Below are 26700 nucleotides of genomic sequence, written 5' to 3'. Positions count from 1 at the left end.
TTTTGTAAACCCTTACAGATAGAATAAAGTTAGTGATTGCTCGAAAATTCAGATAACCGCGGGGTGACCAGGAATGGGAAAATACTTTTTAACTGCCTACAGTAAAACAGGTGAACACCTGTTAAACGAAAACTTTGAAGCAAAAGACGATGCAGAAGCAAAGAAAATCGGAGAACAGAAGCTGACCGAGAAAAACCTCTCTGACAACACCAGCCGTCTTGTCCGTGACAGCGGCGGCCTCGTCCTGTTTCACGTGTAAAAAAATCGTTCTTACATTCATAAAAGGCTGCCTGGGGCTGAATTTCCCCCTGGCAGCCTTTTAATATCTGTCTTTTTTCATGTAACTGAAGCTTCTGCAACCGTTAAATGGTTACCTTTAACTGCTTACGGAAGACTTCCCTGACCATATAACCGACGCCATTCTGGTCATTGGAGCGTGTTACCCAGTCTGCTGCCTCCCGTAAGGGTGCCGGGGCCTGCCCCATGGCCACTCCGAGTCCTACCTGTGCGATCATATCCCTGTCATTATCAAAACTTCCAACTGCAACCATTTCATGAAGTCCGATGCCGAGCTTCTGTCCAATGATCTGAAGACCCCGGGCTTTCGAAACTGTCTCGTCGGTAATATCAATGCTTGATTCATCGGATGATGTGAGTCTGATCCCCGGCACTGCTTCTTCCAGTTCTTCGAGGGCATCCTCTCGTTCTATGTCGTTCCAGAAATGAGCCTTGATTTTAGGTACTGTAATCGGTTGATCAATAATGTGATGGCTGAGGGAGTCCACGAAGTTTACTCCATAAAAGAGCGGATCTCCCACCCCCATATTCATCCTTGCAACAAGATGGTTCTTCTGCTTAATTTTGTTTGCGAGAGCGTACTTTTCATGCAGCAGCCTTATATGACAATGATAGTTTTCAAGGATATCGACTACCTGATACGTACGGTCTGAGTCCAGCCGTCTGACAAACATTGGCTCTTCAACGGATGAACCTATAAATGCACCATCATGAGTGATAAGCTCATGATCCTCAATTTTCAACGCTTTCGCTACTTTTCTTGCCGAAGGATACGTTCTCCCAGTGGCCAGTGTTACATAGACCCCTTTATTCCGAACGTATTCAATTGCTTCTTTCGTTTCCTTTGTAAGTTTATGATTCGTTTTTAACAGGGTTCCATCGATGTCCAGCGCCAATAAGCGATATGTCATGCTTGCCTCCCCCTTCGTCTTCCGGTCGTTGCTTCATTCTTATGAATAGGAAAAAGGCTTTAGAACAGGAAATGTCCTTCTTTTGAGACGGGGTAGGAGGTGAAGTGTATGTTGATTTTAGGGTTGGGATGGCAGAGGGGGTGACTCGTTTTCCTGTTCTTCATCATCTTTAACAGTTTGCTGATCGGGTGGGGGGGTTATTCATTTACTTGAGACGATTCTTTACAAGGCATTTTCTATAACCTTCATAATATGGACATATGATTTTTTGGCGGTTTACCGACCCTTTTCCCACGGCCTGATTCAGGTTTCTCCTCAATGTGTCCGCCTCTCACGGACTGTCCTCCCACTGCACACATATCTACCTTTTTTCTTAATTTATCTACCATTTTTTGCTCCCTTCCCTTCCCTTCCTACCTCCACCAATACCGCACAAAAAAGGCGTCCTCATTAAGAGAACGCCTTGACCACGCTGATATTTATTACTGCTGCTCGCCTTCGCCTTCAGCACCGTAAAGCTCTTCAAGTGGCTCAGTGATGATTTTGTTGATGTCACCGATCACCTGGCTCATGCGCTGTTCTGCTTCCATGAGCTTCGAGATTGTTTCGTGCTGCTGAACAAGTTCAAATTGCTTTTGAGCATTTTGAATTTCTTCTTCAGAAATCTGCTCACCTTGCATTTGTTTTTGTTGAAGTTCGATTTGAACTTTACGGAAGTTATCAAGCATACGCTTTGCTACGTCGTCACTGTTTACAGTGTCGTGAAGCTCTTTAAGTGTGCTGAATTCTTCGCTTTCTTTTAGAACGCGTGCAAGTTCATGCGCTTTGTCGTAAGGGTTAGCCATAAATAAAAATCCTCCTAAGTGTATTGTGCGCCAATGACGATTTGAACAGACGCACTAATGCTTCTTTATGACTATAACATACATGGTTGGGTGAGTTCATCCGCTAAGGCTAAACTTTCTCTTTTTCCACTCTGCTATAGGATCATAACTGCAATCAGGCCTTGGACCAGACCTACGCTGGCCCCAATCAGGGCACCGAGTAGTGTAATCATCTTCAGCTCATTTTTCGCTATGGACAATATCACTTTTTCCAGTTTTGGGAGCGGAAAACTGTTTACCTGATCTTTGACGATCTCATCAAGTTTCAGGTTCATAAGCATACGCTGAAGGTTTCGTTCAATGATTGCCGTTAATGTTTCAAGAACAGCCGGCATGAGTGTATCTACAAGCTGAGTCTCATAACGGTAGGCCCATTCAGACATGGGACGGTCCCATTCACCGAGCACCGGTACTTTTCGGGCAATCTCTACAGCCATTTTTTCTGCACGGCCCTCCCAGTCTGCAGCAGGGAACAACTGATCCAGACTTTTCTCCTTAATCTCAGCAAATTCCTTTCTCAACTGGTTTTCAATGAACTCTTTGGATTTATAGTCATCCAGGAGCCTTAACAATTCATATTGGATACGGCCGGTGATCGGAATATTTGTTACGACTCTTCCGACCATTCCCCCGAAACTGCCTTTCGTTGAGAAGTAACGGGAGACCATTTCCCCTATTTTTTGTTTTCCTTCTGCTGAACGCACATAGACCTTGGCTTTATCGAGCAGCAGATCTGCTGTTTCAGGAATAAGAGTGTCACTTTTTTCAAGAAGACTCTCCGGCAGCCAGTCACCAAGTGGTTCACTTCTGTATTCATCGGCTGTTTTTACAAGCGTATTGGCAACCGAGCGGGTGAAACGCCCTTTGGTTTTTTCAGATGACCAGTCTCCACCAGATTCATTACGCCACCATTCCTCCAGGGTGGAGTCGCTTGATGAAAGATCGTGTACTTTCTTTTTAAACCAGGTGCGGATTTCCTGTAGAAGATGCTGATCGAAGAGCTTGCTTTTTACACCTTCTACCGTAATCAGATGACTGACTACCAGATTACCCAGCTGTTCTGCAAGTTCATTTCTTCGTTTCGGGATCAGGCCGGGAGTGAACGGAAGCTGCCACTCTCCTATTTTTACCGGGTGAAAAGGTCTGAACAGCATTCTGATTGCGATCAGGTTGGTCAGTCCCCCAATGAGAGCCCCGATAAACATCATAAGTATTACAAGTGTGAATGTTTGCATTTGCATCACCTTCGTCTGTATTTGCACCAATAAATTCCGGATTTCATAGTATAGGGTATCTGCCCGCCCAATAAGACCAGTGTACCATCTTCAATGAAGCCTTGTGCCGGCAATCCTCCGAAGCGCGGCGGGATCTGGTATAGCCCTTTAATGGACGGCACTCAGGCTTCATTACATTTTCATAAAAAGCCTGAAACAAAACAGGTCGGACTATCAGAGGAATCGTTTGATTCTTTTTATCATATAGAGTAACAAATGAGGGATGTCCATGTCATTCATGGCTGATCAGACACTGATCCGGTTGCGTTTTATAAATGAATTAACAAATACCATTACGGTCCCGGACCGGTTCGCCCGGGAATATGGCCTTATACCTGGAGATGACGTAACTGTTCGGTTTGGATCGTGGCAAAAAAAAGCTGGCATCAAAACAGATTCAGAGAGCGCACCTGATACTATCGGGGTGTCTTTCTCTCTATTCCCTTTTAAGGGGTTATTAAAAGCCGATACCCCATATTATTTGAAGTTTCCAAAGCGTGATACGTGGCAGATCGGTCCTCTCTTTGCCATGCTGGTCAACGAAGGAACAGAGGATTTAAGTGCCCCATTCGGAGCGATCAGTACTTTTGCAAGAGAACTGGCTGAATACGCTTCTTCTGTCTGTGCTGCATTTGTCGTTATTCCATTAAAGCAGCGTCTGGAAGACTCAGACCTTCAAGGCTTTTATTTAAAAGGTGAAACGTGGACTTTTGGAGAAATTCCGTATCCGGATGTTATTTACAACCGCATATCAACACCAAAAAAAGAGAGCTCAAAAAAAGGAAAGCTTATTCTCGGGAAAGCGCGGGAAAAAAACATCCCCTTCTTTAATGACCGGTTTATTCATAAATGGGAGATGCACCAGATTTTATCTGACCAGGAGACTTTACGTCCCTACCTCCCCGATACTGTACTTGCAAATGACCGTGAAGGTTTTTTTCAGTTTACAAAACGGTACAGTCAGCTTTATTTAAAACCTGTTTGGGGCCGTGAGGGGAACGGCATTTTGCGAATAACGTGCCACGACCATTCCATAGAGGCAGAGTACCCTTCCGATACAGCTGAAAAAAGCGTCCACTTCCGTTCTTTTGACCATTTTTATTCAATGTTGCTGCCCCGTTTTAAAGAAAAAGGATATCTTGTTCAGGAAGCCATTCCTCTTCTGACCATAAACGACTGCCTTATTGATATCCGGGTTCTTACTGTAAAAAGCGAGAGTGGCTTATGGGGGGTGGCGTCAAAGATCGCCCGGTGCGGTGTCAAAGACCAGATTGTTTCAAATGTAGCCAAAGGCGGCGAACAGAAAAAAGTGATTGAAACACTCGAAGGCTTGTTTCCGGAACTTCATACGTTTCATCTCATACGTTTTTTAAACGAGCTGGCGGTTGAAACAGCCTTCACTATTGAAGAGGCACTCGGTGAAACAGGGTGTTACGGTGAATTCGGAGTCGATATCGGTATCGATTGTAACGGCCACCCCTGGATTCTTGAAGTGAATTCGAAACCGTCAAAATCCTATGATAGCCCGGACCAGGATAAAGTCCGTCCTTCGGTGAAAAGACTTCTATCTTATTGTCATTACCTCAGTCCATTTGATTAAAAAAGAGAAGGTGATTGCTTTGTCATCAGTAACATTCGGCATATTGCAGCTTGAGTATGACCAGGAAAAAGAATATGTTACCCAGATTGCCCTTGAAGCTTCTTTAAAGAATGTGACCTTGCATTTGTTTACTCCCTTTGACTGGGATGAAGAATCCAATGTTGTTAACGGGATGAAATTTGACAAAAAGAGCCTCAGCTTTATGCCTTCAACCTTTCTGCTCCCAAAAGTAATCTATGATCGCTGTTTTTACGGGAGAAGTGAACTTGCCAGAAAAGCCGCTCCACTTGTCCGTGAAATCAAAGATAAGTCCTGTTTCCTCGGGTACGGTCTTCCTGACAAATGGAAAGTGAATGAAATACTGAAGCTGGACAGCTCATTATGTTCACTGCTTCCCGAAACGAAACTTCTTCGGCCATCGACTCTCATCAGCATGTTAAAAGAACATAGGGACGTTATTTTAAAGCCTGTTGCAGGCTCCGGAGGGAAGGGCATTCATCTCATTACAAGGAAAAAAGGAATGTTCGTCTGGACGAATGCTGCTACATCAAAGAAGGTTGTTCATGAAGTCACACCTGTCCGGCTGTATGAAGAATTAAAGCGGAGGACCGGCGGCCTTCCTTATTTGATACAGCCCTTCCTTTCCCTGACTGATAAAAATAACAGCCCCTTTGACCTTCGGATTGTTCTACGGAAAAACGCCAAAGGGAAGTGGACAGAACTGGGACGGGGAATCAGAACCGGCGCCCCAGGCACGTTCGTTTCAAACCTTGCATCGGGTGGTTCGATCACTCCTTACGAGGGTTGCATCGTGACTGAAAAGCAAAAAGAAGTATTGGAAATGGTGATTTCTAAAATAGGTTTCCACCTGGAAGAGTCGCACCCAAGGTTATTCGAGCTTGGAATTGATATCGGACTGGATAAAAAAGGAAATGTCTGGATATTGGAAGTGAATTCAAAACCCGGATTTCAGACTGTTTTATTTACGAGCGATCAAAATGGAAGAAGGGCTGTTTACCAAGGTCCGGTTGAAAGTTATCTGAGAATCAAAAAGCAAGTTCTTAATCAGAAGAAAAAACGTAATAAAGGGGCTGCCGTGACAAATGACTAACATCATTTCCGAGTGGATCATATCACCGCACCAGACGGAAACTGTGTACGTTCCTCATTCATTTCTTAAGCAAACCTCTTTTTACGACGGGGCTTTTGTAACGTTTTTGTTCGGAACAAAAGAACGCCATGTAAAGATCAGGGAAAGTGCAGCAGAAGACTGGGTTATCAGTCAGGATTTGAAGGATGAGCTTTACCTTCCCCATACAGGCCCTTACGGTGTTCACTTCGATGAACACACGATTGCAATCGGACCTCATATTGGCATTTATACAGCAGGATTTACCCAGTCCCTGCTCCGCCCTGTCGGGGAACGCTCCTTTTTATTTGCAAAATACATCACCGCCGCCAAGAAACTCGGTGTGAGCTGCTTTTTGTTTGGAGCATCACACATTAAATGGGAGGAGGGGCTTGTAGAAGGGTTCTTCTGGAATGAAAAAGGATGGGAGAAAATCATCACACCTCTTCCAAACGTGGTTTATGACCGGATTCCAAATCGGAAAACAGAGTCACACCCCGGTTATGCCCAGGTGCGGGAGCGGCTGCAGAATGAATATGCTATTCCCTGGTTTAATCCGGGCTTCTTTGACAAATGGCTGATTCATAAGGCACTTACCGATTCCAGAGTAGATCATTACCTTCCTGAGAGCACATTATCACCTGATGTTCAGACCCTGCTCGAATATTTAAAAGAACACAAACAAATTTATATAAAGCCGGCAAACGGAAGCCTCGGTATAGGCATCCATCAAATTATCTATGTACCGGAAGAGAACATGTTTTACTGCCGGTTCAGAGACCGGGAAAGAAACCGGCTGAGAAGATACAGCTCTCTCCAGCGTCTCGTGAAAAAGCAGTTTCCCGCCGGCCTCTCCCAGATGGTCGTTCAAAAAGGAATCGATTTGCTCAGTTATCAGCACAAACCGATTGACTTTAGAATTCATACGAACAAGAATGCCCAGGGAATCTGGCAGGTAAGTGCATTCGCTGCAAAGGTAGCTGGAATCGGAAGCGTGACCACCCATGTGAACAGCGGCGGCCAGATCAAATCGTTAAGTGAGTTAAAAGAAGACTTTGTCTTGTCAGAAAAGGTGTATCTTGACCTTAAGAAAGCAGCCATTGTTTTAAGTGAATCAATCGATGAGCAGATTGAAGGGTGTATCGGTGAAATCGGCTTTGACTTCGGTGTAGACAAAAACGAGAAAATCTGGATGTTTGAAGCCAACTCTAAACCGGGACGGTCCATCTTCAGTCACCCCCGACTGAAAAAAGAAGAAGCACTCACAAGGCATCTCCCCTTTCAGTTCGGGATTTACCTGTTCGATCAATTGATGCGCAGCTCACCGGTATATATCAGATGATGATCTTTTTTGATACCGAGAGAAAAAAATGGTCAGGGGATCCCCTCTTAAAAGGATTACACTTTGGCGACATGCCTCTGTCCTCTGTGGGCAGTCTGGGGAACTTGTTGTCCTTTTCTGTGAAGGTGAGTTCTGATGGTGTCAAAGCCGGTCCTCTCGTTGCCGTACTCACTCAATCACATCGAGTAAAGCCTTTCACAGGAGATGAAAGGCTTTATTTTTCCATTCACGCATCTCTTCAAAAAGCCGGCGGGGTCCTTGCTATTGTGCCGATGTCCTGTATTGGAAACGATTTTCAGATGACAGGGTTTATTTTCGATCCCCATAACCGGCAATGGGTTCAAGCACCAGTAGGTAAACCCGATGTCATTTATAACCGAATCCCCTACCGGAAACAAGAAAAGCTGGAATCCTTTTTACGTGTAAAAGAAGCAGCAGCCAGGGACAATATTCCATTCCTCAATCCGGGATTTCTCTCTAAAAAAAGAATCTGGCGTCTTCTTTCAGCAGATAAAGAGCTTGCTCATTCACTTCCCGATACCGAAGAACTCTCGTCGTTTAAACAATTGATCAACTGGGTTAACCGCCACCCGCAATCTTTGATTAAAGACAGCAGCGGGTCTAAAGGAGAAGGAATATACCGTTTAGCGGCTGAAAACGAACATTCATATCTTTTATCTGCACAGACAAAAATCACGCCTCCCCTCTCTATCGAGTCTGTCTGGAAATTACTCCGGCCATTATTAATAAAACGGACCCTTCTTCTTCAGGAGCAAATTGATCTGACACACTGGAATGGCCGCCCTTATGATTTCAGGGTTCTACTCCATAAAATAAAGAACATCTGGGAGTGTTCAGGTGCAGGAATCCGGGCAGCAGGGGACAACCGTTATACGACCCATTCTTTGTACGGGGGCAGTCTTCTCGATCCCGTTGAAATGGAGATTGACACGCAGCCTGTTCAAAACCTTGCAAAACATACCGCTTCTCTCCTCCCCGATTCCTTTTTTGAGGTTTCGATGGATATTGGGTGCAGCACAGCGGGGCAGCTTTACGTTTTTGATATTAACAGCAAGCCGATGGTTTTTGACGAGCCCTCTATTCAGAAGGCAGGTGCAGAAAATCTGGTCCGAATTTTCCACGAGCTGACCCGTTTTTCCCAACCACTGTGATGACTGTGCAACTGTATGTTAAAATGGGAAAGAAAACTCAGAATTTTTACCTTAAAAGCTCTGTTAAACTCAGATGTTGATTTACGCTTACTGCACTCCCTTTCCGCGGAAGTGCTTCCTTGCATATGAAGTATCCCTGCTTCTTCCCCTGCCAGTTATGCTTCGGCGCATACACTGCAAAGCTTTACCAGAAGAGGAAAAAGCAGGTTCGACAGGCTTGCCGGCACCACCAGGGAAAGCGAAGGGCACGTAAGCTTCAACCGTATTTGCAATGTTTCTTTGAGTGACTAAAATAGCAACAATCCTTACGAAAACAGCTTTAATAAATCAACAATGATCTTTAACACAGCCAATATGAAAAGGACGGGAATCTCATGCTTTCTCATTTTCACTACCGTGAAATCAAAAACAATATGATTAACCAGGAATGGGATTTTGATTTTTACTACAAACAAAATAAATACAAAGGCAAGTATTTTAAAGATGGCAGTATTACCTGGTATCATCAGGGAGCCGGGGACATGGAGGAAAAGGAACAGAAATTCCTTGAAGACTGTGTTCACGACCTGATGCTTTACCATGTATATGAAGAGCATTAATGACTGCATGTTTCTCTTCATTTACCCTCATACTACGGGTTAAGCCACTAAAAAAGTAAAAACCAACTTTTTCAGTGCCTTTTATTTAAGTTGCAATGGCTCCATTCGGTTGCTCGCCTGTTACGAGAAACCCAATCATAACAGGCTTTTAAAACATGCAACCGTTCCGCTCATTGCTTAGAAGGCACTGTAAAAAGTTAAAGACCGAACTTTTTCAGTGCCTTCACAGGTAAAAAGGAGGGACATATATGGAACGAAAAGATCTTGAAAATCAAGGACGGGCTGAAACATATCTGGACGTGGACCGCATGACCAGCGAAGGCTTGGCCGGCGGGAGAGATCATTTGGCATACGGAAAAAGGCAAATTGATGAATCTCTCGATCTTCATGACGAAGAGCGGCCGCACGAAGCAGGTAAGCCGGAAAAAAGATAAGGTCCGACACCAAAGTAGAGGTTTTTCAATTCAGGTTTCACAACCCTTATTGAAAAACCTTCTTTATGTAGCGGCCCCGGCATCCCCCCGGAAAGGAATCTGTTATGTTTGAAAAACTCCGAGAAAAATACGCCCATGCTCTCACTTCTCCAGGAAATACAGAGGAATCCCTGTTTATTATCCAAAATGACCAAGGAGAAAAACTTTACTTTAACAATACCCGGCTTACCAAAGAGGAAAAGTCATTACTGAGTACCCTTTTTGATCAGGTTGAACCGGAATTAAATCAGCCCGTCTCAGCATCTTACAGGATGTGGACACAGCTGTTATTACATAATCAATTACCAGATAAAGATATCTTTACCCCCGTGCGTTTTATCCATTTTCACGTTAAAGGCTCATTGACGGATATCGAAGGATTTACTGAAGCTGTAAACAGTCTGTTTTCTTCGATCGAAACCCTCCTTTGGCCAAGTCCGGGAGAAGGTGTGGTGATCCAGCGCCTGGACGAAGAATTTGATGACGAACAGCTTGATGACAGCGCAGTATCAGCATTAACAAGTGATTTTTATGTCCAGCTTTCATTTTTAGTCGGTTCTCCACACACATCTGCGGCCTCTGTAAGAGATCGGTTTAAACTGGAAATGGAAATGTTTAAGGCAGCCAGAAACTACTCTCCTTCTCAGACGATCTTTCATGAGCAGGAGGCACTTTCACACTGGCTTCTGAGCAACCTTGAGCACGATGTGGTCTCGACGTTTCGGGAGCTTTTAAAGCCTGTTCAAAATGACCGTGAATTACAGCAATCGGTAAAAACATATCTGGAATGCAACCTGAATACATCAATGGCCGCAAAAAAAATGTTTGTTCACCGGAATACGCTGCAATACAGAGTTGAAAAATTCATAGAAAAAACCTCATTGGATATTAAGCAGTTTCCTAATGCTGTTGCTGTGTATCTAATGCTTCTTGTCCAGAACTCCAAAAAGGCTAACCATGACCGGTGATGCATCTAAGTAAAGGCAGAACTAAGTTGTTTAAACTAATATCTAACCTGTTTAAAGCCATTTTTAACCTGTTAAAACCACTTCTCAATTAACCAAAACAGCCTTCCCCTTTTTCCGGGAAGGTTGTTTTTCAGGCTGCCTGTATAAGCCAGGTACAACAACATGAAAACGTTTGCACCTTGCACAAAATTGCCGAAAAGTTTTGTGCACGTTTACAATAGCTACTTCTCATGCAAAAAAGGTACACTGTACTTACAGAAGAAAGCGCTTTTACATACTACTTAGTGGAGGGTGTTACCTATGGCAGATATTAGTTTTAAGAGTTTATACAAAATTTATGATGGCGATGTACAAGCCGTTACGGATTTCAATCTTGAAATCAAGGATAAAGAATTTATTGTTTTCGTTGGTCCTTCTGGTTGTGGTAAGTCTACAACCTTAAGAATGGTAGCTGGTCTTGAGGATATCTCAAAAGGCGAGCTTCACATTGGAGAAGAGCTTGTAAACGATGTGGCGCCTAAAGATCGTGATATTGCGATGGTATTCCAAAACTACGCACTTTACCCGCACATGAACGTATATGAAAACATGGCATTCGGACTTAAACTGCGCAAGTTTAAGAAAGATGAAATTGACCGCCGCGTGCGTGACGCTGCAAAAATTCTTGGTCTAACAGAAATGCTTGACCGTAAGCCGAAAGCCATGTCCGGTGGTCAGCGTCAGCGTGTAGCACTTGGACGTGCTATCGTACGTGACCCTAAAGTATTCTTAATGGATGAGCCTTTATCCAACCTTGATGCGAAACTCCGTGTTCAGATGCGTGCTGAAATTACAAAACTTCACCAGCGTCTTCAGACGACTACGATTTATGTAACGCACGATCAGACAGAAGCCATGACAATGGCTACTCGTATCGTCGTAATGAAAGACGGATTAATTCAGCAGGTCGGCCGGCCGAAAGACATTTATGACTATCCTGAGAACGTCTTTGTCGGCGGCTTTATCGGGTCCCCTTCAATGAACTTCCTTTCTGGTAAGCTTGTTGACGGATATGTACACATCGATAATATGAAAGTTAAAGTTCCGGCAGGTAAATTAAAACTTGTTGAGAGCTACAACAATAAAGAAATCACTCTTGGGATCCGTCCTGAAGATATCCATGATGAGCCTGTATTCCTTGAGTCGTCAAAGGAAACGCAGCTTGAGGCTAAAATTGATGTAGCAGAACTGATGGGTGCCGAGACTTTCCTTTACTCTAAAATCGGCGAACAGGAATTCATTGCCCGTGTTGACAGCCGTACGGATGTAGCAAGCGGACAGGACATTAAACTTGCTTTAGATATGAACAAAGCGCATTTCTTCGATCCTGAAACAGAACTGCGCCTGCGATAATTGTGTAACCCCCCCTTTTATAAGACGCCACTCTTTTAATCAAAAAAGAGTGGCGTCTCTTTTTCTGCCACTTCCTCAATTAATACAATACTTTCTTTGTGACAGTTTTCGCAGTAATACAAATGAGGGCATAACCCTTCTGATTGATCGTTTTTAATATTGTCTGTGAGTTTTACTGTATCGATTTCTTCATAAGCACTGTAGTTATCAAAGTAATCGGTATATTTACCGAAATCCTTTGCTTTTTTACCACACTGTGTACAGTTTTTCCCGATTACTCTGAAACCATTACAGACAGGGCATGATCCTCTCATAGCAGCCTCCTGACATTAAAAAGGGAAAGGTTTCCCTTCCCCTTTACAGCCATGTTATTCAGTTATTGATTAGCGCTGTCCGAATTGCTGTTCAGCTTGTTGTACCAGACGCTTAGTGATCTCTCCACCTACAGATCCGTTAGAGCGTGCAGTAGAATCCGGGCCAAGTTCTACACCGAATTCCTGAGCGATTTCGTACTTCATTTGGTCAAGGGCTTGTTGTACACCAGGTACAACAAGTTGGTTTTGGTTTGCCATGTTTCTCACCTCCTCTGTACACATAGTTTGGTTTAAAAAACAATGTCTATGTGTAAAGGAAGATAGCAATTTAAGGAATAAATTTCGGAGTTTTAAAGGGGGAGAAATGATGTTGCAAAATAGGTGAGATATAAATGGTCTCATTGGTCCGTGGGTTTGTTTTACCCATGCTGGATATTTTTTCGCGTATTGCCTGAGAATTTTTCGCATGGCCCGAGGGTTTTTACGTTTAGACTCGCGTTTCTTACACTTAGCGACTGCCTTTTTGCACTTTAAGGCTCCGTTTTTACACTTTGACAGCATCTTTTACGTTTAGCTCGGTTTTTACTTTAGACCCCCCTTTTCACACTTTGACTCACTTTTTTTACACTTAGCCGGCACCTTTTTACGCTTGGAAGTCCTGTCAGTCCTGTCACTTTTACTTCCCAGCCAAAAGAAAAACCGGCTCCTCAGCCGGTTTCCTGTCATTTTAAGAATGCTGTTTCTTTAGCTCATCATCAATAATCAAAGTAGGTTCAGTTGCTTTTTGAATATCCTCGACTGAGTAATCACCAATAATCTCTTTTAACACAAGGCCTTCTTCCGTCACATCAAGTACTGCACGGTCTGTAATAATTCGGTTGACAACCTGTTTTCCTGTCAGAGGAAGGGCGCACTCCTTTAGAATCTTAGGCTCTCCGGCACGATTGACGTGTTCCATGATCACGACTACTTTCTTCGCTCCGTGAACAAGATCCATCGCTCCGCCCATCCCTTTGATCATTTTACCCGGGATCATCCAATTTGCCAGATCACCGTTTTCAGCAACTTCCATTGCTCCCAGAATCGCAACATCAATATGCCCGCCGCGGATCATGGCAAAGGATTCTGCGCTGCTGAAGTATGATGCTCCTTTGATAGCAGTCACGGTTTCCTTACCTGCATTAATCAGATCGGCATCAAGTTCTTCCTCTGTTGGATAGGGCCCTATTCCCAGAAGCCCGTTCTCAGATTGAAGAACCACCTGTTTGTTTTCCGTAATATAATTGGCTACCATCGTCGGCATTCCAATTCCTAAATTTACATAGTCACCATCATGAATTTCTTTTTCTGCACGTCTTGCTATAAGCTCTCTTACTTTGTGGCGGTCGACTACACTCATATTTGTTGCCTCCTCTCTTTATACTTGAGCCAATGTCCGTCTTTCAATCCGTTTTTCCTGTTCTCCAACGATCAATTGGTTCACATATATGCTTGGAGTGTGAATTTTCTCAGGATCGAGCTCTCCAACCTCCACCAGCTCTTCCACTTCAGCAATTGTCACTTTTCCTGCAGCCGCAACAAGAGGATTAAAGTTTTGAGCAGTTTTTCTGTATACCAGGTTTCCATGTGTATCACCTTTGTACGCCCTTACCAGGCTGAAATCAGCTGTGAAGGCCTCTTCAAGTAAATACTCCTTGCCATTAAACGTGCGCACTTCTTTACCCTCTGCTACTTTCGTTCCTACCCCTGCGGGAGTATAGAATGCAGGTATTCCTGCACCACCGGCACGGATCCGCTCGGCAAGGGAGCCTTGTGGAACCAGTTCCACTTCCAGCTCTCCGGCCAGCACTTGACGTTCAAACTCCTTATTTTCCCCAACGTAGGAAGCGTAAATTTTATCAATCTGCTTGTTTTCGAGGAGCAGGCCGAGACCCCAGTCATCGACACCGCAGTTGTTTGAAATAACTGTTAGATGTTTTGCTCCGTGTTCCCGTAATGCTTTGATTAAATTTTCCGGAATACCGCATAAACCGAATCCGCCAACAAGAAGTGTGGCTCCATCTTTAATTTCACTTACGGCTTCCTCAAAAGAAGAATGAATCTGTTTCATGTTCTTTCCCCTCCTTAAAAATATGATCTGGTAAACTCTGGTACTGATTTCCGCTCCATTGCGTTCCCTTTCCGCGGGGGCGCCGGTGAGCCTCTTCTATCTGACTTGAAATTCATGAGCAAGAATTAAATCGAAGTCTACACTGGATAAACCGGGTGCTTTCGGTCGGTAAATACCTGGTTTTTTGTGCGGTAAAGGTCGAGACGCTGCTCGAGTTCTTCTCTTAATTTATTGGCAGGGACAATTTCGTCCACAATTAACTCTGAAGCCAATCGGTAAATATCAATGTTTTCCTGATATTCTTTGCGCTTTTCCTGGATGAATGCCGGGCGGTCTTCAGGCGCCAGTTCAGCAATTTTATTTGCGTATACGGCATTTACGGCAGCTTCCGGCCCCATCACGGCAATTTGTGCAGATGGTAAGGCAATACAGCAGTCAGGTTCAAAGGCAGGGCCTGCCATGGCATAAAGGCCTGCTCCATATGCTTTTCTTACGATGACACTGATTTTTGGGACAGTCGCTTCAGACATAGCAGAAATCATTTTTGCACCGTGGCGGATTATGCCTGCTTTTTCAACCTTGGTTCCTATCATGAATCCCGGCACATCGGCAAGGAATAAAAGCGGAATATGATAGGCATCACAAAGCGTGATAAAACGTGCTGCTTTATCAGCAGAATCGTGGAACAGCACTCCGCCTTTCTGACGAGGCTGATTGGCAATGATACCAACAGCCTCACCGTTAATGCGGGCAAACCCCGTGATCAGCTCTTTGGCGAATAACGCCTTCATCTCAAAGAAGCTACCTTCGTCCGTAATGCGTGCGATTAAATCCTTCATTTCAAACGGTGCGTTCTGATTTTTGGGAATCAGCTCTTCCAGGCTTTTCTCAAATTCAGGAACAGGCTTTGCCTTCACAGTCTTCGTCTTATTTTTATAGTTGCCTGGGAAGTAGGATAAGTACTGTTTGGCTTTCTCAATGGCTTCTTCTTCAGATGCAACGAGAATGTCACCGCAACCGGAAACCGAGCAGTGCATTTTTGCCCCTCCCATTTCCTCAAGTGAAACTTTTTCGCCGATAACCATTTCAGCCATTCGCGGGGAGCCAAGATACATGGACGCATTTCCATCCACCATCATTACGACGTCACAAAACGCCGGAATGTAGGCTCCGCCCGCAGCAGAAGGTCCGAACAATAGACAGATTTGAGGCACTTTTCCTGACAGCTTCACCTGATTGTAAAAGATTTTTCCTGCTCCCCTGCGGTTTGGGAACATCTCCAGTTGATCTGTGATTCTTGCACCTGCAGAGTCTACAAGGTAAAGAATCGGCACTTCAAGCTTTTCCGCAGTTTCCTGGATACGGATGATTTTTTCTACTGTTCTGGCACCCCAGGAACCGGCTTTAACGGTTGAGTCATTTGCCATTACACAAACTGTCTGACCGTTAATCTTACCTGTTGCTGTAACAACCCCGTCTGCCGGAAGCCCTTCTTGTTCTGAGTTTGCAAACAGTCCGTCCTCCGCCCAGGATCCTTCATCAAAAAGCATTTTGAGTCTGTCACGGACAAACATTTTTCCTTTTTCTGCGTTCTTTTGATGGTATCTTTCACCACCGCCACGCTCTATCTGTTCTACTTTTTCCTGCCACTGCACTTCATTGCTCATAAACTTACTCCTCTCTCCCTGCTTATCTGCCTGTATATTGCGGTTTTCTTTTTTCTTTAAATGCTTCAAGTCCCTCTATACGGTCTTCTGTCGGAATCGTGATTTCATATGCTTTTGCTTCGATGGCAATCCCCGTTTTCAAATCCGTTCCGGCACCTTGATTCATGGCAAACTTCGCCTGCCTCAGTGCCACAGGACCACATCTCACCATTTGATCTGTAAGCGCTTTAACTTCTTTGTATAATGAATCAGAAGTACTTACACTGCTTACGAGACCCCATTGTTCTGCAGTTTGTGCATCGATTTTTTTACTGGTGAAAATCATCTCTTTTGCCCTGGACATGCCAATGGCTCTTGGAAGGCGCTGTGTTCCGCCTGCACCGGGGATAATGGCCAGGGACGTCTCAGTAAGAGCAAACGTTGTATGAGGAGTGCAAATTCGGATATCACATGCAAGGGCCAGCTCAAACCCGCCACCAAAGGCCGGTCCATTTAATGCACAAATTGTAGGCGCGGGGAAATCATCCACAAGATCAATCGTCTCTCTGATCCGTTTAACTGCAAAGGGAACTTCTTCCACCCTCAGTTCTCTCCGCTCTTTTAAATCTGCGCCGGCACTGAATACTTTTTCACCGGCAGAGGTTAATACAAGAGCTCTGACTTTTGGATTTAACGAAAGCTCCTTAACATGTCCCGCAATTTGATCAAGGACATGTTTATTAAGAGAGTTTGCAGCCTCCGGACGGTTGATTTTAAGCCATGCAATATGATCGTCCCGAAGTTCCAGGTTCACTAAACTCATGGTATCCACTCCGTTCTGTTAGCTTGTTTGTTCCGCTTTTTGTGCTCGTGCTATTTCCATTTGATGACTGATCAGCGGCTTTTCAAGAGACGTTTCAATAAAATGGCCGGCATTCACCAGAGAGCCAAGGTCAATCCCTGAATCAATGCCCATCTCACTGAGCATGTGAATCAGGTCATCGGTAGCCAAATTTCCCGAAGCACCTTTAGCGTACGGACAACCTCCCAGGCCGCCCAGGGATCCGTCAATCGTTGTAATCCCCGCACTCATTCCTACAAGGGTATTGGCAAGAGCCATCCCTCTTGTATTATGAAAATGAAGGGCCAGGTTCTCTTTAGGTATCGAAGCAGTCCATTGATTCAGATTGCTCTCAACCTGACGGGGGTTTCCAACACCAATCGTATCTCCCAGCGAGACTTCGTATACACCCATCTCAAGAAGCTTTGTTGTGACTTTTTCTGCCTGCTCGGGAGAGACGTGTCCTTCATAAGGGCAGCCGAAGACAGTGGAAAGGTAGCCTCTTACTTTTTTGCCTGATGCTTTCGCTTCCCGGATCGTTTCTTCCAGTACAGGAAACGTTTCTTCTATGGATTTGTTAATGTTTTTCTTGTTATGTGTGTCGCTTGCTGACATAAAAACAGCGACTTCGTCTACGTCTGCCAGAAGAGCTTTCTCGAGCCCCTTCATATTCGGGACCAGGGCAGCATAGGTTACACCGGGCTCCCGCGTTATTCCCTTTGCTACTTCATAGCAGTCAGAAAGAGCAGGAATCCACTTTGGGTTAACAAATGATGTGATTTCGATATAGGATAACCCTGTCTTTGATAACTGATTGATCCAGTCGATCTTAGTTTGAGTCGGGAGGAACACCTTTTCGTTCTGCAGGCCGTCCCGGGGTCCTACTTCTTTTATGAGTACTCGTTCAGGATAGTTCATTGGAACCTCCTCTAAAACAGTTGAGGCCACTGAAAAAGTACAAACCAACTTTTTCATTGCCTTTTATTTAAGTGACAATGGCTCCATCCGGTTGCGCGCCTGTTACGAGTAACCCACTCGTAACAGGCTTTTAAAAAATGCAACCGCTCCGCACATTGCTCAGAAGGCACTGGAAAAGGTAAAGACCAAATTTTTTCAGTGCCTTCAACAGTTAAGGAGCAGCAACGTTGCGACTCCTTAACATGTGATTTGATTTGATTTTATTTTAATGTAAGTAAAACGTCATCTTCGTTAACGAAGCTGCCTTCTTCTACTTTCACTTCTTCAACAGTACCGTCTTCTTCAGCAGTAATCGGAATTTCCATTTTCATTGATTCAAGAATGACAACTTCCTGTCCGGCTGTTACTTCGTCTCCTGCTGCTACTTGAACTTTCCATACGTTACCTGCCATATTTGTCTTTACTTCTTTCATTCGTAACTCACTCCTATGCTTATACTTGTGTACGGTTCTTCTCAATCACGTATTTTTGTACGAATTGAGTGGTGGCGTTTCCTTTTTTGAACACATCGTGCTGCAGTGTTTCCAAAAGCATTGGAATGTTCGTTTTAATGCCTTCTACCTCAGCTTTTTCAAGACAGACGGCCAGCTGCTCAACAGCATCGCTTCTTGAATGACCTTTTGCAATTACCTTCGCGAGCATTGGATCATAGAACGGAGTCACCTGAATGCCTTCTTCTACACCGGAGTCATAGCGGATCTGGTCCATATCCGGGAAAGACCAGCGCTTCAGTTTACCCGGTGAAGGGAAGAAGGTTACTGGATCTTCAGCATAAATCCGAACTTCAATCGCGTGTTCATATGACACATTTCGCTCTTTAAGTTCTGAAATCCTCTTTTTTTCAGCAATTCTTATCTGCCATTCGACAAGATCGATACCAGTGACTTCTTCTGTGACCGGATGCTCTACTTGCAGGCGGGTATTCATCTCAAGGAAATAAATATTCTCCTGCTCATCCACAAGGAACTCGATTGTTCCAACATTAGTGTAGCCGATATCTTTTGCAGCTTTTTCAGCATAGGCAAACAGCGATTTTCTTGTTTCTTCACTCAGGTTTGCTGCTGGTGCTTCCTCGATGATTTTTTGATTTCTCCGTTGAATTGAGCAATCGCGCTCCCCTAGGCATTGAACGTTTCCAAATGTATCTCCCACAACCTGTGCTTCAATATGACGTGGATTTTCAATAAATTTCTCTACATAAAGTTCTGCAGAACCGAAGAACGTTTCTGCTTTTTTGATTACAGAAGGAAGGACCTTAATAAGTTCATCCTTATGGTCAACCCGCTGCATTCCGATGCCGCCCCCGCCGGAAGCGGCTTTGATCATGACCGGATAACCGATTTCCTCACAAACAGCGGCTGCTTCTTTCTCGTCAGCAGACACAAGGTTTTTACCCGGTACGACCGGAACGTCAGCCTTGATCATGGCTTCCCGGGCTGCGATTTTATTGCCCATTGTTTCCATAATCTCTTCGTTTGGACCGATGAATGTAATCCCGGCTTCTTTTACACGCTTACTGAATTCAGGGTTTTCGGATAAAAATCCGTATCCCGGATGGATGGCGTCAGCACCAGTCTCCTTGGCCACTTCAAGGATTTTATCCATGTTCAAATAGCTTTCCTTCACACGGGAACCGCCAACCCAGCGGGCTTCATCGGCTGCTCTTGTATGAACACTCGCTTCATCTGCATCTGAAAAGACAGCAACTGTCTTAATCCCAAGTTTCTCACATGTTTTAAATATACGAACGGCAATTTCGCCTCGGTTTGCTACTAATAGTTTTTTAATCATGCCTTGTCTCCTTCCCCATTCTCGTTTTTATCCTCTTGGGCAGCCGATCTCACGCGCAATGACGAGACGCTGGATTTCTGAAGTGCCTTCACCGATTTCCATCAGCTTGGCGTCTCTCAGGTGGCGTTCCACTTTATACTCTCTCATGTACCCGTATCCACCGTGAATCTGGATCGCCTGGTTACACGCTCTTGTTGCTGCTTCAGAGGCAAACAGCTTTGCATATGCAGATTCTTTTTTAAACGACTTGTTATTGTCCTTAAGCCATGCCGCTTTATGAACCATGTTTCTGGCAAGATCCAGTTCCATTGCCATGTCGCTCAGCTTAAATTGAATCGCCTGGAAGCTTCCGATTGGTCTGCCGAACTGTTTACGTTCTTTTGAGTATGCAAGTGCTGCTTCATAAGCGGCCTGCCCGATACCGACAGCTAAGGCAGCAATGGAAATCCGTCCCCCGTCAAGGGTGTATAAAAATTGATTGAATCCTTTATCAGGATCACCCAGAATGTTTTCCTTTGGCACTTTCACGTCTTCTAGGTGAATTTCGGTTGTGTTTGATCCCTTGACACCGAATTTTTCATAATCACTCCGGATTGTGACACCTGGTGCATCAGTCGGCACAATAAAAGCAGAAATTTTCTTTTTCCCTTTTTCATCCGTTCCGTTTACGGCAGTGACGATGACAATACGTGAATATTCGGTGTTTGTAATCCAGCATTTTTCACCGTTTATAATGTAATGGTCTCCCTGCAACTCAGCCCGTGTCTGGGTGCCTCCTGCATCTGAGCCTGCATTAGGTTCCGTCAGACCGAATGCCCCGAGTGTTTCACCGCTTGCAATAGGAACGAGGTACTCCTGTTTTTGTTCTTCTGTACCGAAATAATAAAGAGGAGACGCACCCAGTGATACGGCTGCAGCATAGCTCAGTCCCGTTCCTCCGCATGCTTTTCCGATCTCTTCAACAGCGAGGGCATAAGAGATCGTATCTCCGCCAGATCCGCCGTATTCTTCCGGGAATGGGATCCCAAGAAGGCCCAGTTCTCCGATACGTTTGAATGTTTCTTCCGGGAAACGGGCAGTGCGGTCGACTTCATCTGCTTTTGGTTCAATTTCCTTTTTAGCAAAATCTCTTACCATTTCTTTAATCATCTGTTGTTCTTTTGTTAGTGAAAAATCCATATGATCCTCTCCCTGTATGGCTTCTAATTACTCAAATGTAAAGGCTTTCATTTTTCTGTTAGCTTTTTCAGGAAAGTTGCTGGTTTAGGGATTTCTATCTTGTTGAAGAACTCTTGATGTTTCCGAATTCCTTTGCTTTCCATGGTGGTGCCGGCAATCATCATGCGAAGGTCCGCCGCCTCTTCAGTGAGTTACTCGGTACAGCTCAAAGCACCGCTTTTCTGCAGCAATGGTTACACAATCAGCCTTTAATGACAATAAGGCCGCCCTGACTGAGCAATCGTTCAGTTTCATTATAGGGAACTGTTTTTGAATTGTAAATAAATTTATACTATTTAAAATTATGTGAATCATTGAGCGTGAAAAACACCCGAAGAACTCACGGCCTCCGGGTGCTGTTTTAATTTCTTTTACTGAAATCAGGAAATGCAAACTGAACAATTTTTCAAACTAACGCCAGCATCCGTTCCAAGGCCAGCTTCCCGTCTCCGGCGACGTCCGCCGGGACATTGATCGTGTTAACGGGCTTGTTTTCCGCCACACATTCAAGTGCCCAGGCCAGGTGGGGAAGATCGATACGGTTCATTGTGAGACACGGACACATAAGTGGATTCACAGATACAATATCCAGGTGAGGGTTGGCGTTGATTAATCGTTTTACAAGGTTCATCTCTGTACCGATTGCCCATTTGCTGCCATTGGGAGCTGTCCGGATTTTTTCAATGATGTAGCTTGTAGATCCGGCATAATCGCTTGCCTGTACCACATCCCAGGTACACTCAGGATGCACGAGGATGTTTCTGTCCGGCTCTTCCTCACGAAATTTCCTTACATGGTCCATTCTGAAATTTTCATGAACGGAACAATGACCTTTCCATAAAAGAACCCGTACCTCATCCAGTCCCTTCTGATCCCCCTCAAGCATCTTTGTACCAGGATTATAAACGCGCATCTGTTTGAGAGGAATTCCCAAGTCAAATGCCGTATTCCTCCCCAGATGCTGGTCGGGTAAAAATAAGATTCTTTTCTTCTGTTCAAGTGCCCACTTTACGATCTGTTTCGCATTTGAGGATGTGACACACGCTCCCCCATGCCTCCCGACAAATGCTTTAATCTCCGCTGTTGAATTTACATAGGTAAGGGGAATGATCGTATCGCCGTATTGGGATGTGAGGACACGCCATGCCTCTTCCGTCTGAGAATAGTCGGCCATGTCTGCCATTGAACACCCTGCCCTCATATCCGGCAGAATGACCAGCTGGTGACTGCTTGTCAGGATGTCTGCGGTTTCAGCCATGAAATGCACCCCGCAAAAAACAATATAATCAGCCTTTCCATTATCTGCGCTCAGCTGCGCGAGCTTCAGAGAATCTCCCGTATCATCTGCAAATTGAATGACTTCATCTTTTTGATAATGATGACCGGGTAAATAAAGGCGGGATTCCATTTCTTTTTTTACACGTTCAATTAATTCAATTAGTTCCTCGTCAGACTGCTGTTTGTAAAATTCAGGTATGACCGGGTGCTGCTGTAAAAAACTTTCGAGTACACTCACTTGAAATCACCACTCTTTTCATGAAAAGTAAGACTGATATCAAAGGCATTAACCGAGTGGGTTAACGCACCCATAGAGATCATGTGTACGCCGGATTCGGCGTAATCTTTAAGCACTTCCAGGGTAATGCTCCCTGACACTTCTGCAACTACATGATCAGGAATAAAAGTCATCCATTCCTTCGCCGTTTCGGGAATGACATTATCAAACATGATTACATCGGCTCCAGCTTCCAAAGCCTCAGTGAGTGCATCAAAGGATTCGACCTCCACTTCAATTTTCACCATGTGACCTGCCGCCTTTTTTGCCCGTCCGATCGCTTCTTTAACAGAACCGCATGCTGCAATGTGATTGTCTTTAATCATCACTGCATCATCGAGGCGGAAACGGTGATTCTTTCCGCCCCCTGCTTTTACTGCTGCCTTTTCAAGCATACGGAGGCCCGGCGTCGTCTTTCGTGTATCACAAACAGCTGTGTTGTATCCTTCCAGTTCCAGAACCGCTTGATTGGTTGCCGTTGCAATACCGGAAAGACGCTGAATAAGGTTTAACAGCACCCGTTCTGACATGAGAATGTCCTTGACCGATCCCTTAACCGAAGCGATAATGTCTCCTTTTACCACACGTTCGCCGTCTTGTTTATATACAGTAACGTCCGTTTGAAGACCAAGCTGTCCGTAGCCAGTTTCAAGAATCATTCTCCCGCAGAAAATCCCATCATCTTTTGCAATGTAGTCTGCTGACGCTTTTTCCTCTGATGAAAAGATGGCATCGCTTGTAATATCAGCAAACCCTATATCTTCCTGCAGCCATCTTTCAAGCATTGGTTTCAGTATCCATTGGTTCATATTCGGTACTCCCTTCTGTAAAACAAGGTCTGATCAGCTTTTCACTGATGTGACGTATGACTTTCTTTCCTTCCCACTGCTCCGGATTCTGCACGGGGCAGTCGCTTCGATAATGACTGCCTCTGGATTCAGTCCGGATCAGAGATGATGTGGCGATGAGCCAGGCTGTAATGAGCATATTACTCACTTCAACCTCTTTTAACTTCCAATTTTCCCTCAGGCTATGTACATGCTGTTTCACTTGAAACGTCTCACAAAAACCTATGAGTTCCTTAAGGTCATCTGGATTTTTTTCAATCCCTGCCCCGTGTGATACTGCTTTGATAACAGCTTCCTTTTCGGGAAATTTCAAGGGTTTTATGTCTGCTCTACGGGTAGCTGAAGTGTTAATATTCCGGGGACGGACCGTAGCAGCAATATGCGATGCAGTTCTTTTTCCAAACACAATCGTTTCCAGCAGAGAATTGCTCGCAAGCCGGTTTGCCCCGTGAACCCCGGTACAAGCTGCTTCTCCTGCCGCGTATAGCCCTTCTACAGACGTACAGCCGTTTATATCTGTTCGGACTCCGCCTATTGAGAAATGGGCCCCTGGCCTGACTGGTATTTTACCTTTATATAAATCCACACCAGCTCTTTTACAAATTGCACTTACGGTTGGAAACCGTTTTTCCATATCAGTTACGCATTGAATATCGAGAAAAACAGGAATGCCTTTTTTCACATTTTCATAGAGTGTACGGGCAACTACATCTCTGGGAGCCAGGTCTTTTAACGGATGCCAAGCCATTAAGCGCTCGTTTTTCCCATTTACCAGCACAGCCCCTTCTCCTCTTACAGCTTCTGAAATAAGCCCGTGACTTTTATTTTCTGACCAGAGCAGTGTTGGATGAAACTGCGTAAACTCCATATCTTCCAGTTCAGCTCCTCCCCTGTAGGCAAGGGCTGAACCTTCACCTGCAAGGGATTTGTCTGCAGAGGAAGAGTCAAACAGCCCTCCATACCCCCCGGTTGCAATTACAACGGCGTCGGCAAAGACATGCTCAATCCCTCCATTACGCCCTTTGACCGTAACCCCTCTGCAAGACCCTTCATTTATGATCAGATCAACGACCTTCTTGTCCGTGAAAAGGTCAATTGTAAGGCAGGTTGACAGGATATGCTCCATCATCCGCTTACCCGTCTGGTCTCCACCGGCATGAAGAATACGGCGCACCGAATGAGCACCTTCAAGGCACCGGGCAAAGTCTCCGTTTAATTCTTTATCAAACGACATCCCTTCTTTAATCCATTCGTGAACAGCCCTGACACCGTCCTGGACAAGGGTCTTCACAGCTCTTTCATTCCCATGACCCGCGCCTGCATATAATGTATCAGCTGCATGGTGTTTTACATCATCCTCATTCACCGCCGCCGCAATTCCTCCCTGTGCTTTCCAGGAGCTTGCTCTCCCAGTCTTTGTGAAAATAATCACATTACAGTTCACAGACAATTCCCTGGCAGCAGTCAGAGCAGCCAGACCACTGCCCAGTATAATCACATTCAATTTCCGCATATGTACACCCCTTTTTAAAAATTTACAGGTGTCTTGACACATATCTTTACATAACTTTACACTTAATACAACTGTTTTTTTTAAAGGAGAGGATTTTGTGATTTTTTTAGATCATGCTTCAACAACACCGATGAGCCAGACCGCACTGGCTGTCTATCACGAAACAGCCTCCCGATTTTATGGGAATACAGCAAGCCTTCATGAGGGTGGTTACGGGGCCTCGCAAATCTATGAAGCTTCCAAAAAGGCAGTTGCAGGAGCACTGGGAGCAGACCCATCAGAGGTTTATTTTACAGGGGGCGGTACAGAAGCCAACGACAGAGCGATTCGTTCTCTCACGGCCCCTTATAAGGGAAAAGACAAGCATGTGATCACGACAAAGATTGAACACCCCTCCGTCTTATCTTCTGTTGAATTGCTTAAGGAAAACGGGTTTTCTGTTACTTTTCTTGATGTGGACAAAGATGGCAGGGTCCCCCTTTCTGTTGTTATTGAAGCAATCCAGGAAGATACGGTTCTCGCTTCTATTCAGCACGGAAACTCTGAAATCGGGACAATTCAGGACATAAAGGAGATTAGTCACATTTGTCATGCAAAAGGGGTTTTATTTCACACGGATGCCGTACAGACTTTTGGAAAAGTGCCCATAGATGTAAAGGAGTTAAACGTGGATGCTCTCAGTGTTTCCGCACATAAATTGTACGGTCCAAAAGGTGTAGGTGCAGTATACATAAAAGAAGGTGTGAACTGGCAGGAACTCGATTACTTTACAAGCCCCTCACACGAAAGAGGGTTTCGTCCCGGAACGGCAAATACACCAGGGATTGCGGCATTTGCCAAAGCCGTTCTGGATTGTGACCCGGTAAAAGCAGAAGATGAACTCCACAGACTCCGGGAATTTTTTATAAAATGCTTAAAAGCACGTGTTCCAAATGCAGTCATTGAAGGTCACAATACGTCGGTCTGTCCTCACATAGCCGGTTTCCGCCTTCCCGGAATAGAGGGGCAGTACATAATGCTCACGCTGGACCGTTACGGAATTTGTGTGTCTACGGGAAGTGCCTGTCAGGTTGCCAAACAAGAAGCTTCCCATGTATTATCATCTATAGGGAAATCAGAACAAGAATCTCGTGAATTCGTCCGCCTGTCTGTTGGACTGTCAACGAGCAAGGAAGACCTTATCCGTGCGGTTGAGGTAATCTCAACCATTACAAAAAGAACGGAGGAAGATTCGGATGCCAAAAAAATGGCTCGGGGAAGAACGCAGAAACAAAATTCACACCATGCTTAAAGCGGCCGGCAGTCCTTTAACAGGTACACAGCTTGCTGACAGGATGAATGTAAGCCGCCAGGTTATTGTCCAGGATATCTCCTTACTTAAAGCAAGGGAAATTCCCGTCATGGCAACTTCCCAGGGGTACGTCCTGGTAGACCGGGAACCCGGTTCTCCAAACCACCGGGTTGTTGCCTGCTGTCATAAACCTGACCAGACGAAGGACGAGCTTTTTCTTCTCGTCGACCACGGAATAACAGTTAAGGATGTCACAGTCGAGCACCCCGTCTACGGTGATCTGACTGCCTCCATAATGGTAAGCAACCGCGTAGAGGCAGAGAAATTCGTTGCAAAGATTGAAGCGAATAATGCCTCCTATTTGTCAGAACTGACCGACGGTGTCCACCTTCATACTCTTGAAGCACCGAGCCCTGAGCTTTTGGAAGAAGCGATTGAGGCCCTGGCTAAAGAAGGGTTTCTCCTTAATGAGTAGGCTTTGAACTGCGGGATCTGTGAAATCATCATATGGCATTAAAAACGGGCGGCTCATAAGGTGGTGTTATGTGCCGTCC

The 26700-nt window shown here is 44.9% G+C and carries 27 protein-coding genes; 11 read left to right on the top strand and 16 right to left on the bottom strand.

All coding sequences use genetic code 11. The features are described 5' to 3' along the window. Positions 1-73 precede the first annotated feature (73 nt). The gene (locus EBO34_RS01605) at positions 74-259 is read left to right on the top strand and encodes a YhzD family protein (protein WP_122896217.1); all 186 of its coding nucleotides are present in this window, start codon (positions 74-76) and stop codon (positions 257-259) included. Between the two features lie 103 nt (positions 260-362). Here the strand turns inward: EBO34_RS01605 and EBO34_RS01600 are convergent, their stop codons facing one another. From EBO34_RS01600 to EBO34_RS01590, 3 genes are all read right to left on the bottom strand, one after another. After that, on the bottom strand, positions 363-1208 hold the full coding sequence (locus EBO34_RS01600) for a Cof-type HAD-IIB family hydrolase (RefSeq protein WP_122896216.1): 846 nt from the start codon (positions 1206-1208) through the stop codon (positions 363-365). 482 nt (positions 1209-1690) lie between these two features. Continuing rightward, the gene (locus EBO34_RS01595; RefSeq protein WP_122896215.1) at positions 1691-2053 is read right to left on the bottom strand and encodes a YlbF/YmcA family competence regulator; all 363 of its coding nucleotides are present in this window, start codon (positions 2051-2053) and stop codon (positions 1691-1693) included. Positions 2054-2187: 134 nt separating this feature from the next. Beyond that, entirely contained in the window at positions 2188-3327 is a 1140-nt protein-coding gene (locus tag EBO34_RS01590) for a DUF445 domain-containing protein (protein ID WP_183163666.1), read from the bottom strand. A 268-nt stretch (positions 3328-3595) separates the two neighbouring features. On the opposite strand from EBO34_RS01590, the gene EBO34_RS01585 reads away from it, so the two are divergent. The 8 genes from EBO34_RS01585 to EBO34_RS01550 all read left to right on the top strand — a co-directional run bounded on the left by EBO34_RS01585 (position 3596) and on the right by EBO34_RS01550 (position 12041). Beyond that, positions 3596-4966 (top strand): YheC/YheD family endospore coat-associated protein, encoded by a 1371-nt coding sequence (locus EBO34_RS01585; protein WP_183163665.1) that lies wholly within the window; start codon positions 3596-3598, stop codon positions 4964-4966. A 19-nt stretch (positions 4967-4985) separates the two neighbouring features. Then, on the top strand, positions 4986-6077 hold the full coding sequence (locus tag EBO34_RS01580) for a YheC/YheD family endospore coat-associated protein (protein WP_122896212.1): 1092 nt from the start codon (positions 4986-4988) through the stop codon (positions 6075-6077). Next, positions 6070-7437 carry a YheC/YheD family endospore coat-associated protein gene (locus tag EBO34_RS01575; RefSeq protein ID WP_122896211.1) on the top strand — a complete coding sequence of 456 codons (1368 nt, stop codon included), beginning with the start codon at positions 6070-6072 and terminating at the stop codon, positions 7435-7437. The genes EBO34_RS01580 and EBO34_RS01575 overlap by 8 nt, the downstream gene beginning before the upstream one ends. 107 nt (positions 7438-7544) lie before the next feature. After that, positions 7545-8609: a YheC/YheD family protein gene (locus EBO34_RS01570; protein ID WP_183163664.1), complete on the top strand. Its 1065-nt coding sequence runs from the start codon at positions 7545-7547 to the stop codon at positions 8607-8609. 374 nt (positions 8610-8983) lie between these two features. Further along, positions 8984-9208, top strand: coding sequence for a DUF5342 family protein (locus EBO34_RS01565; protein WP_122896209.1), 225 nt, complete (start codon positions 8984-8986; stop codon positions 9206-9208). A 248-nt stretch (positions 9209-9456) separates the two neighbouring features. Next, positions 9457-9642, top strand: coding sequence for a hypothetical protein (locus EBO34_RS01560; RefSeq protein WP_122896208.1), 186 nt, complete (start codon positions 9457-9459; stop codon positions 9640-9642). Positions 9643-9746: 104 nt separating this feature from the next. Beyond that, on the top strand, positions 9747-10649 hold the full coding sequence (locus EBO34_RS01555; RefSeq protein WP_122896207.1) for a PucR family transcriptional regulator: 903 nt from the start codon (positions 9747-9749) through the stop codon (positions 10647-10649). A gap of 300 nt (positions 10650-10949) precedes the next feature. Then, positions 10950-12041 (top strand): ABC transporter ATP-binding protein, encoded by a 1092-nt coding sequence (locus EBO34_RS01550; protein WP_122896206.1) that lies wholly within the window; start codon positions 10950-10952, stop codon positions 12039-12041. Positions 12042-12076: 35 nt separating this feature from the next. Here the strand turns inward: EBO34_RS01550 and EBO34_RS01545 are convergent, their stop codons facing one another. The 13 genes from EBO34_RS01545 to nadB all read right to left on the bottom strand — a co-directional run bounded on the left by EBO34_RS01545 (position 12077) and on the right by nadB (position 24855). Beyond that, positions 12077-12355, bottom strand: coding sequence for a hypothetical protein (locus tag EBO34_RS01545; RefSeq protein WP_122896205.1), 279 nt, complete (start codon positions 12353-12355; stop codon positions 12077-12079). Positions 12356-12424: 69 nt separating this feature from the next. Beyond that, a complete protein-coding gene (locus tag EBO34_RS01540) occupies positions 12425-12613 on the bottom strand; it encodes an alpha/beta-type small acid-soluble spore protein (protein ID WP_122896204.1) in 189 nt (62 codons plus the stop codon). 469 nt (positions 12614-13082) lie between these two features. Next, positions 13083-13754, bottom strand: a complete 672-nt coding sequence (locus EBO34_RS01535) for a CoA transferase subunit B (RefSeq protein ID WP_122896203.1) — start codon at positions 13752-13754, stop codon at positions 13083-13085. An 18-nt stretch (positions 13755-13772) separates the two neighbouring features. After that, a complete protein-coding gene (locus EBO34_RS01530; protein WP_122896202.1) occupies positions 13773-14465 on the bottom strand; it encodes a CoA transferase subunit A in 693 nt (230 codons plus the stop codon). Between the two features lie 137 nt (positions 14466-14602). Then, the gene (locus EBO34_RS01525) at positions 14603-16132 is read right to left on the bottom strand and encodes an acyl-CoA carboxylase subunit beta (protein ID WP_122896201.1); all 1530 of its coding nucleotides are present in this window, start codon (positions 16130-16132) and stop codon (positions 14603-14605) included. Positions 16133-16154: 22 nt separating this feature from the next. Next, positions 16155-16934 carry an enoyl-CoA hydratase-related protein gene (locus EBO34_RS01520; RefSeq protein ID WP_122896200.1) on the bottom strand — a complete coding sequence of 260 codons (780 nt, stop codon included), beginning with the start codon at positions 16932-16934 and terminating at the stop codon, positions 16155-16157. An 18-nt stretch (positions 16935-16952) separates the two neighbouring features. After that, a complete protein-coding gene (locus tag EBO34_RS01515) occupies positions 16953-17870 on the bottom strand; it encodes a hydroxymethylglutaryl-CoA lyase (protein ID WP_122896199.1) in 918 nt (305 codons plus the stop codon). A gap of 260 nt (positions 17871-18130) precedes the next feature. Continuing rightward, complete coding sequence (locus EBO34_RS01510) at positions 18131-18343, bottom strand: acetyl-CoA carboxylase biotin carboxyl carrier protein subunit (protein ID WP_122896198.1); 213 nt, start codon at positions 18341-18343, stop codon at positions 18131-18133. Positions 18344-18362: 19 nt separating this feature from the next. Next, positions 18363-19721 carry an acetyl-CoA carboxylase biotin carboxylase subunit gene (locus EBO34_RS01505; RefSeq protein ID WP_122896197.1) on the bottom strand — a complete coding sequence of 453 codons (1359 nt, stop codon included), beginning with the start codon at positions 19719-19721 and terminating at the stop codon, positions 18363-18365. A gap of 27 nt (positions 19722-19748) precedes the next feature. Next, positions 19749-20900 (bottom strand): acyl-CoA dehydrogenase family protein, encoded by a 1152-nt coding sequence (locus EBO34_RS01500; protein WP_122896196.1) that lies wholly within the window; start codon positions 20898-20900, stop codon positions 19749-19751. Positions 20901-21345: 445 nt separating this feature from the next. Then, positions 21346-22455: a quinolinate synthase NadA gene (nadA, locus tag EBO34_RS01495; protein ID WP_122896195.1), complete on the bottom strand. Its 1110-nt coding sequence runs from the start codon at positions 22453-22455 to the stop codon at positions 21346-21348. Further along, positions 22452-23303, bottom strand: a complete 852-nt coding sequence (gene nadC, locus EBO34_RS01490) for a carboxylating nicotinate-nucleotide diphosphorylase (RefSeq protein ID WP_122896194.1) — start codon at positions 23301-23303, stop codon at positions 22452-22454. Before nadC ends, nadA begins: the two co-directional genes overlap by 4 nt. Next, the gene (gene nadB / locus EBO34_RS01485; RefSeq protein ID WP_183163663.1) at positions 23272-24855 is read right to left on the bottom strand and encodes an L-aspartate oxidase; all 1584 of its coding nucleotides are present in this window, start codon (positions 24853-24855) and stop codon (positions 23272-23274) included. Before nadB ends, nadC begins: the two co-directional genes overlap by 32 nt. Positions 24856-24952: 97 nt before the next feature. Between nadB and EBO34_RS01480 the strand changes: the two genes are divergently transcribed. Both EBO34_RS01480 and EBO34_RS01475 read left to right on the top strand, forming a co-directional pair. After that, a complete protein-coding gene (locus EBO34_RS01480; RefSeq protein ID WP_122896192.1) occupies positions 24953-26146 on the top strand; it encodes a cysteine desulfurase family protein in 1194 nt (397 codons plus the stop codon). Further along, on the top strand, positions 26091-26621 hold the full coding sequence (locus tag EBO34_RS01475; protein ID WP_183163662.1) for a transcription repressor NadR: 531 nt from the start codon (positions 26091-26093) through the stop codon (positions 26619-26621). The genes EBO34_RS01480 and EBO34_RS01475 overlap by 56 nt, the downstream gene beginning before the upstream one ends. Positions 26622-26700 lie beyond the last annotated feature (79 nt).

It is taken from the genome of Alteribacter keqinensis (genome assembly GCF_003710255.1).
In the GTDB taxonomy this organism is placed as follows: Bacteria; Bacillota; Bacilli; order Bacillales; family Salisediminibacteriaceae; genus Alteribacter; species Alteribacter keqinensis.
The sequence above is the reverse complement of the archived record's forward strand: the minus strand, read 5'-3'. Positions and strand labels throughout refer to the sequence as shown.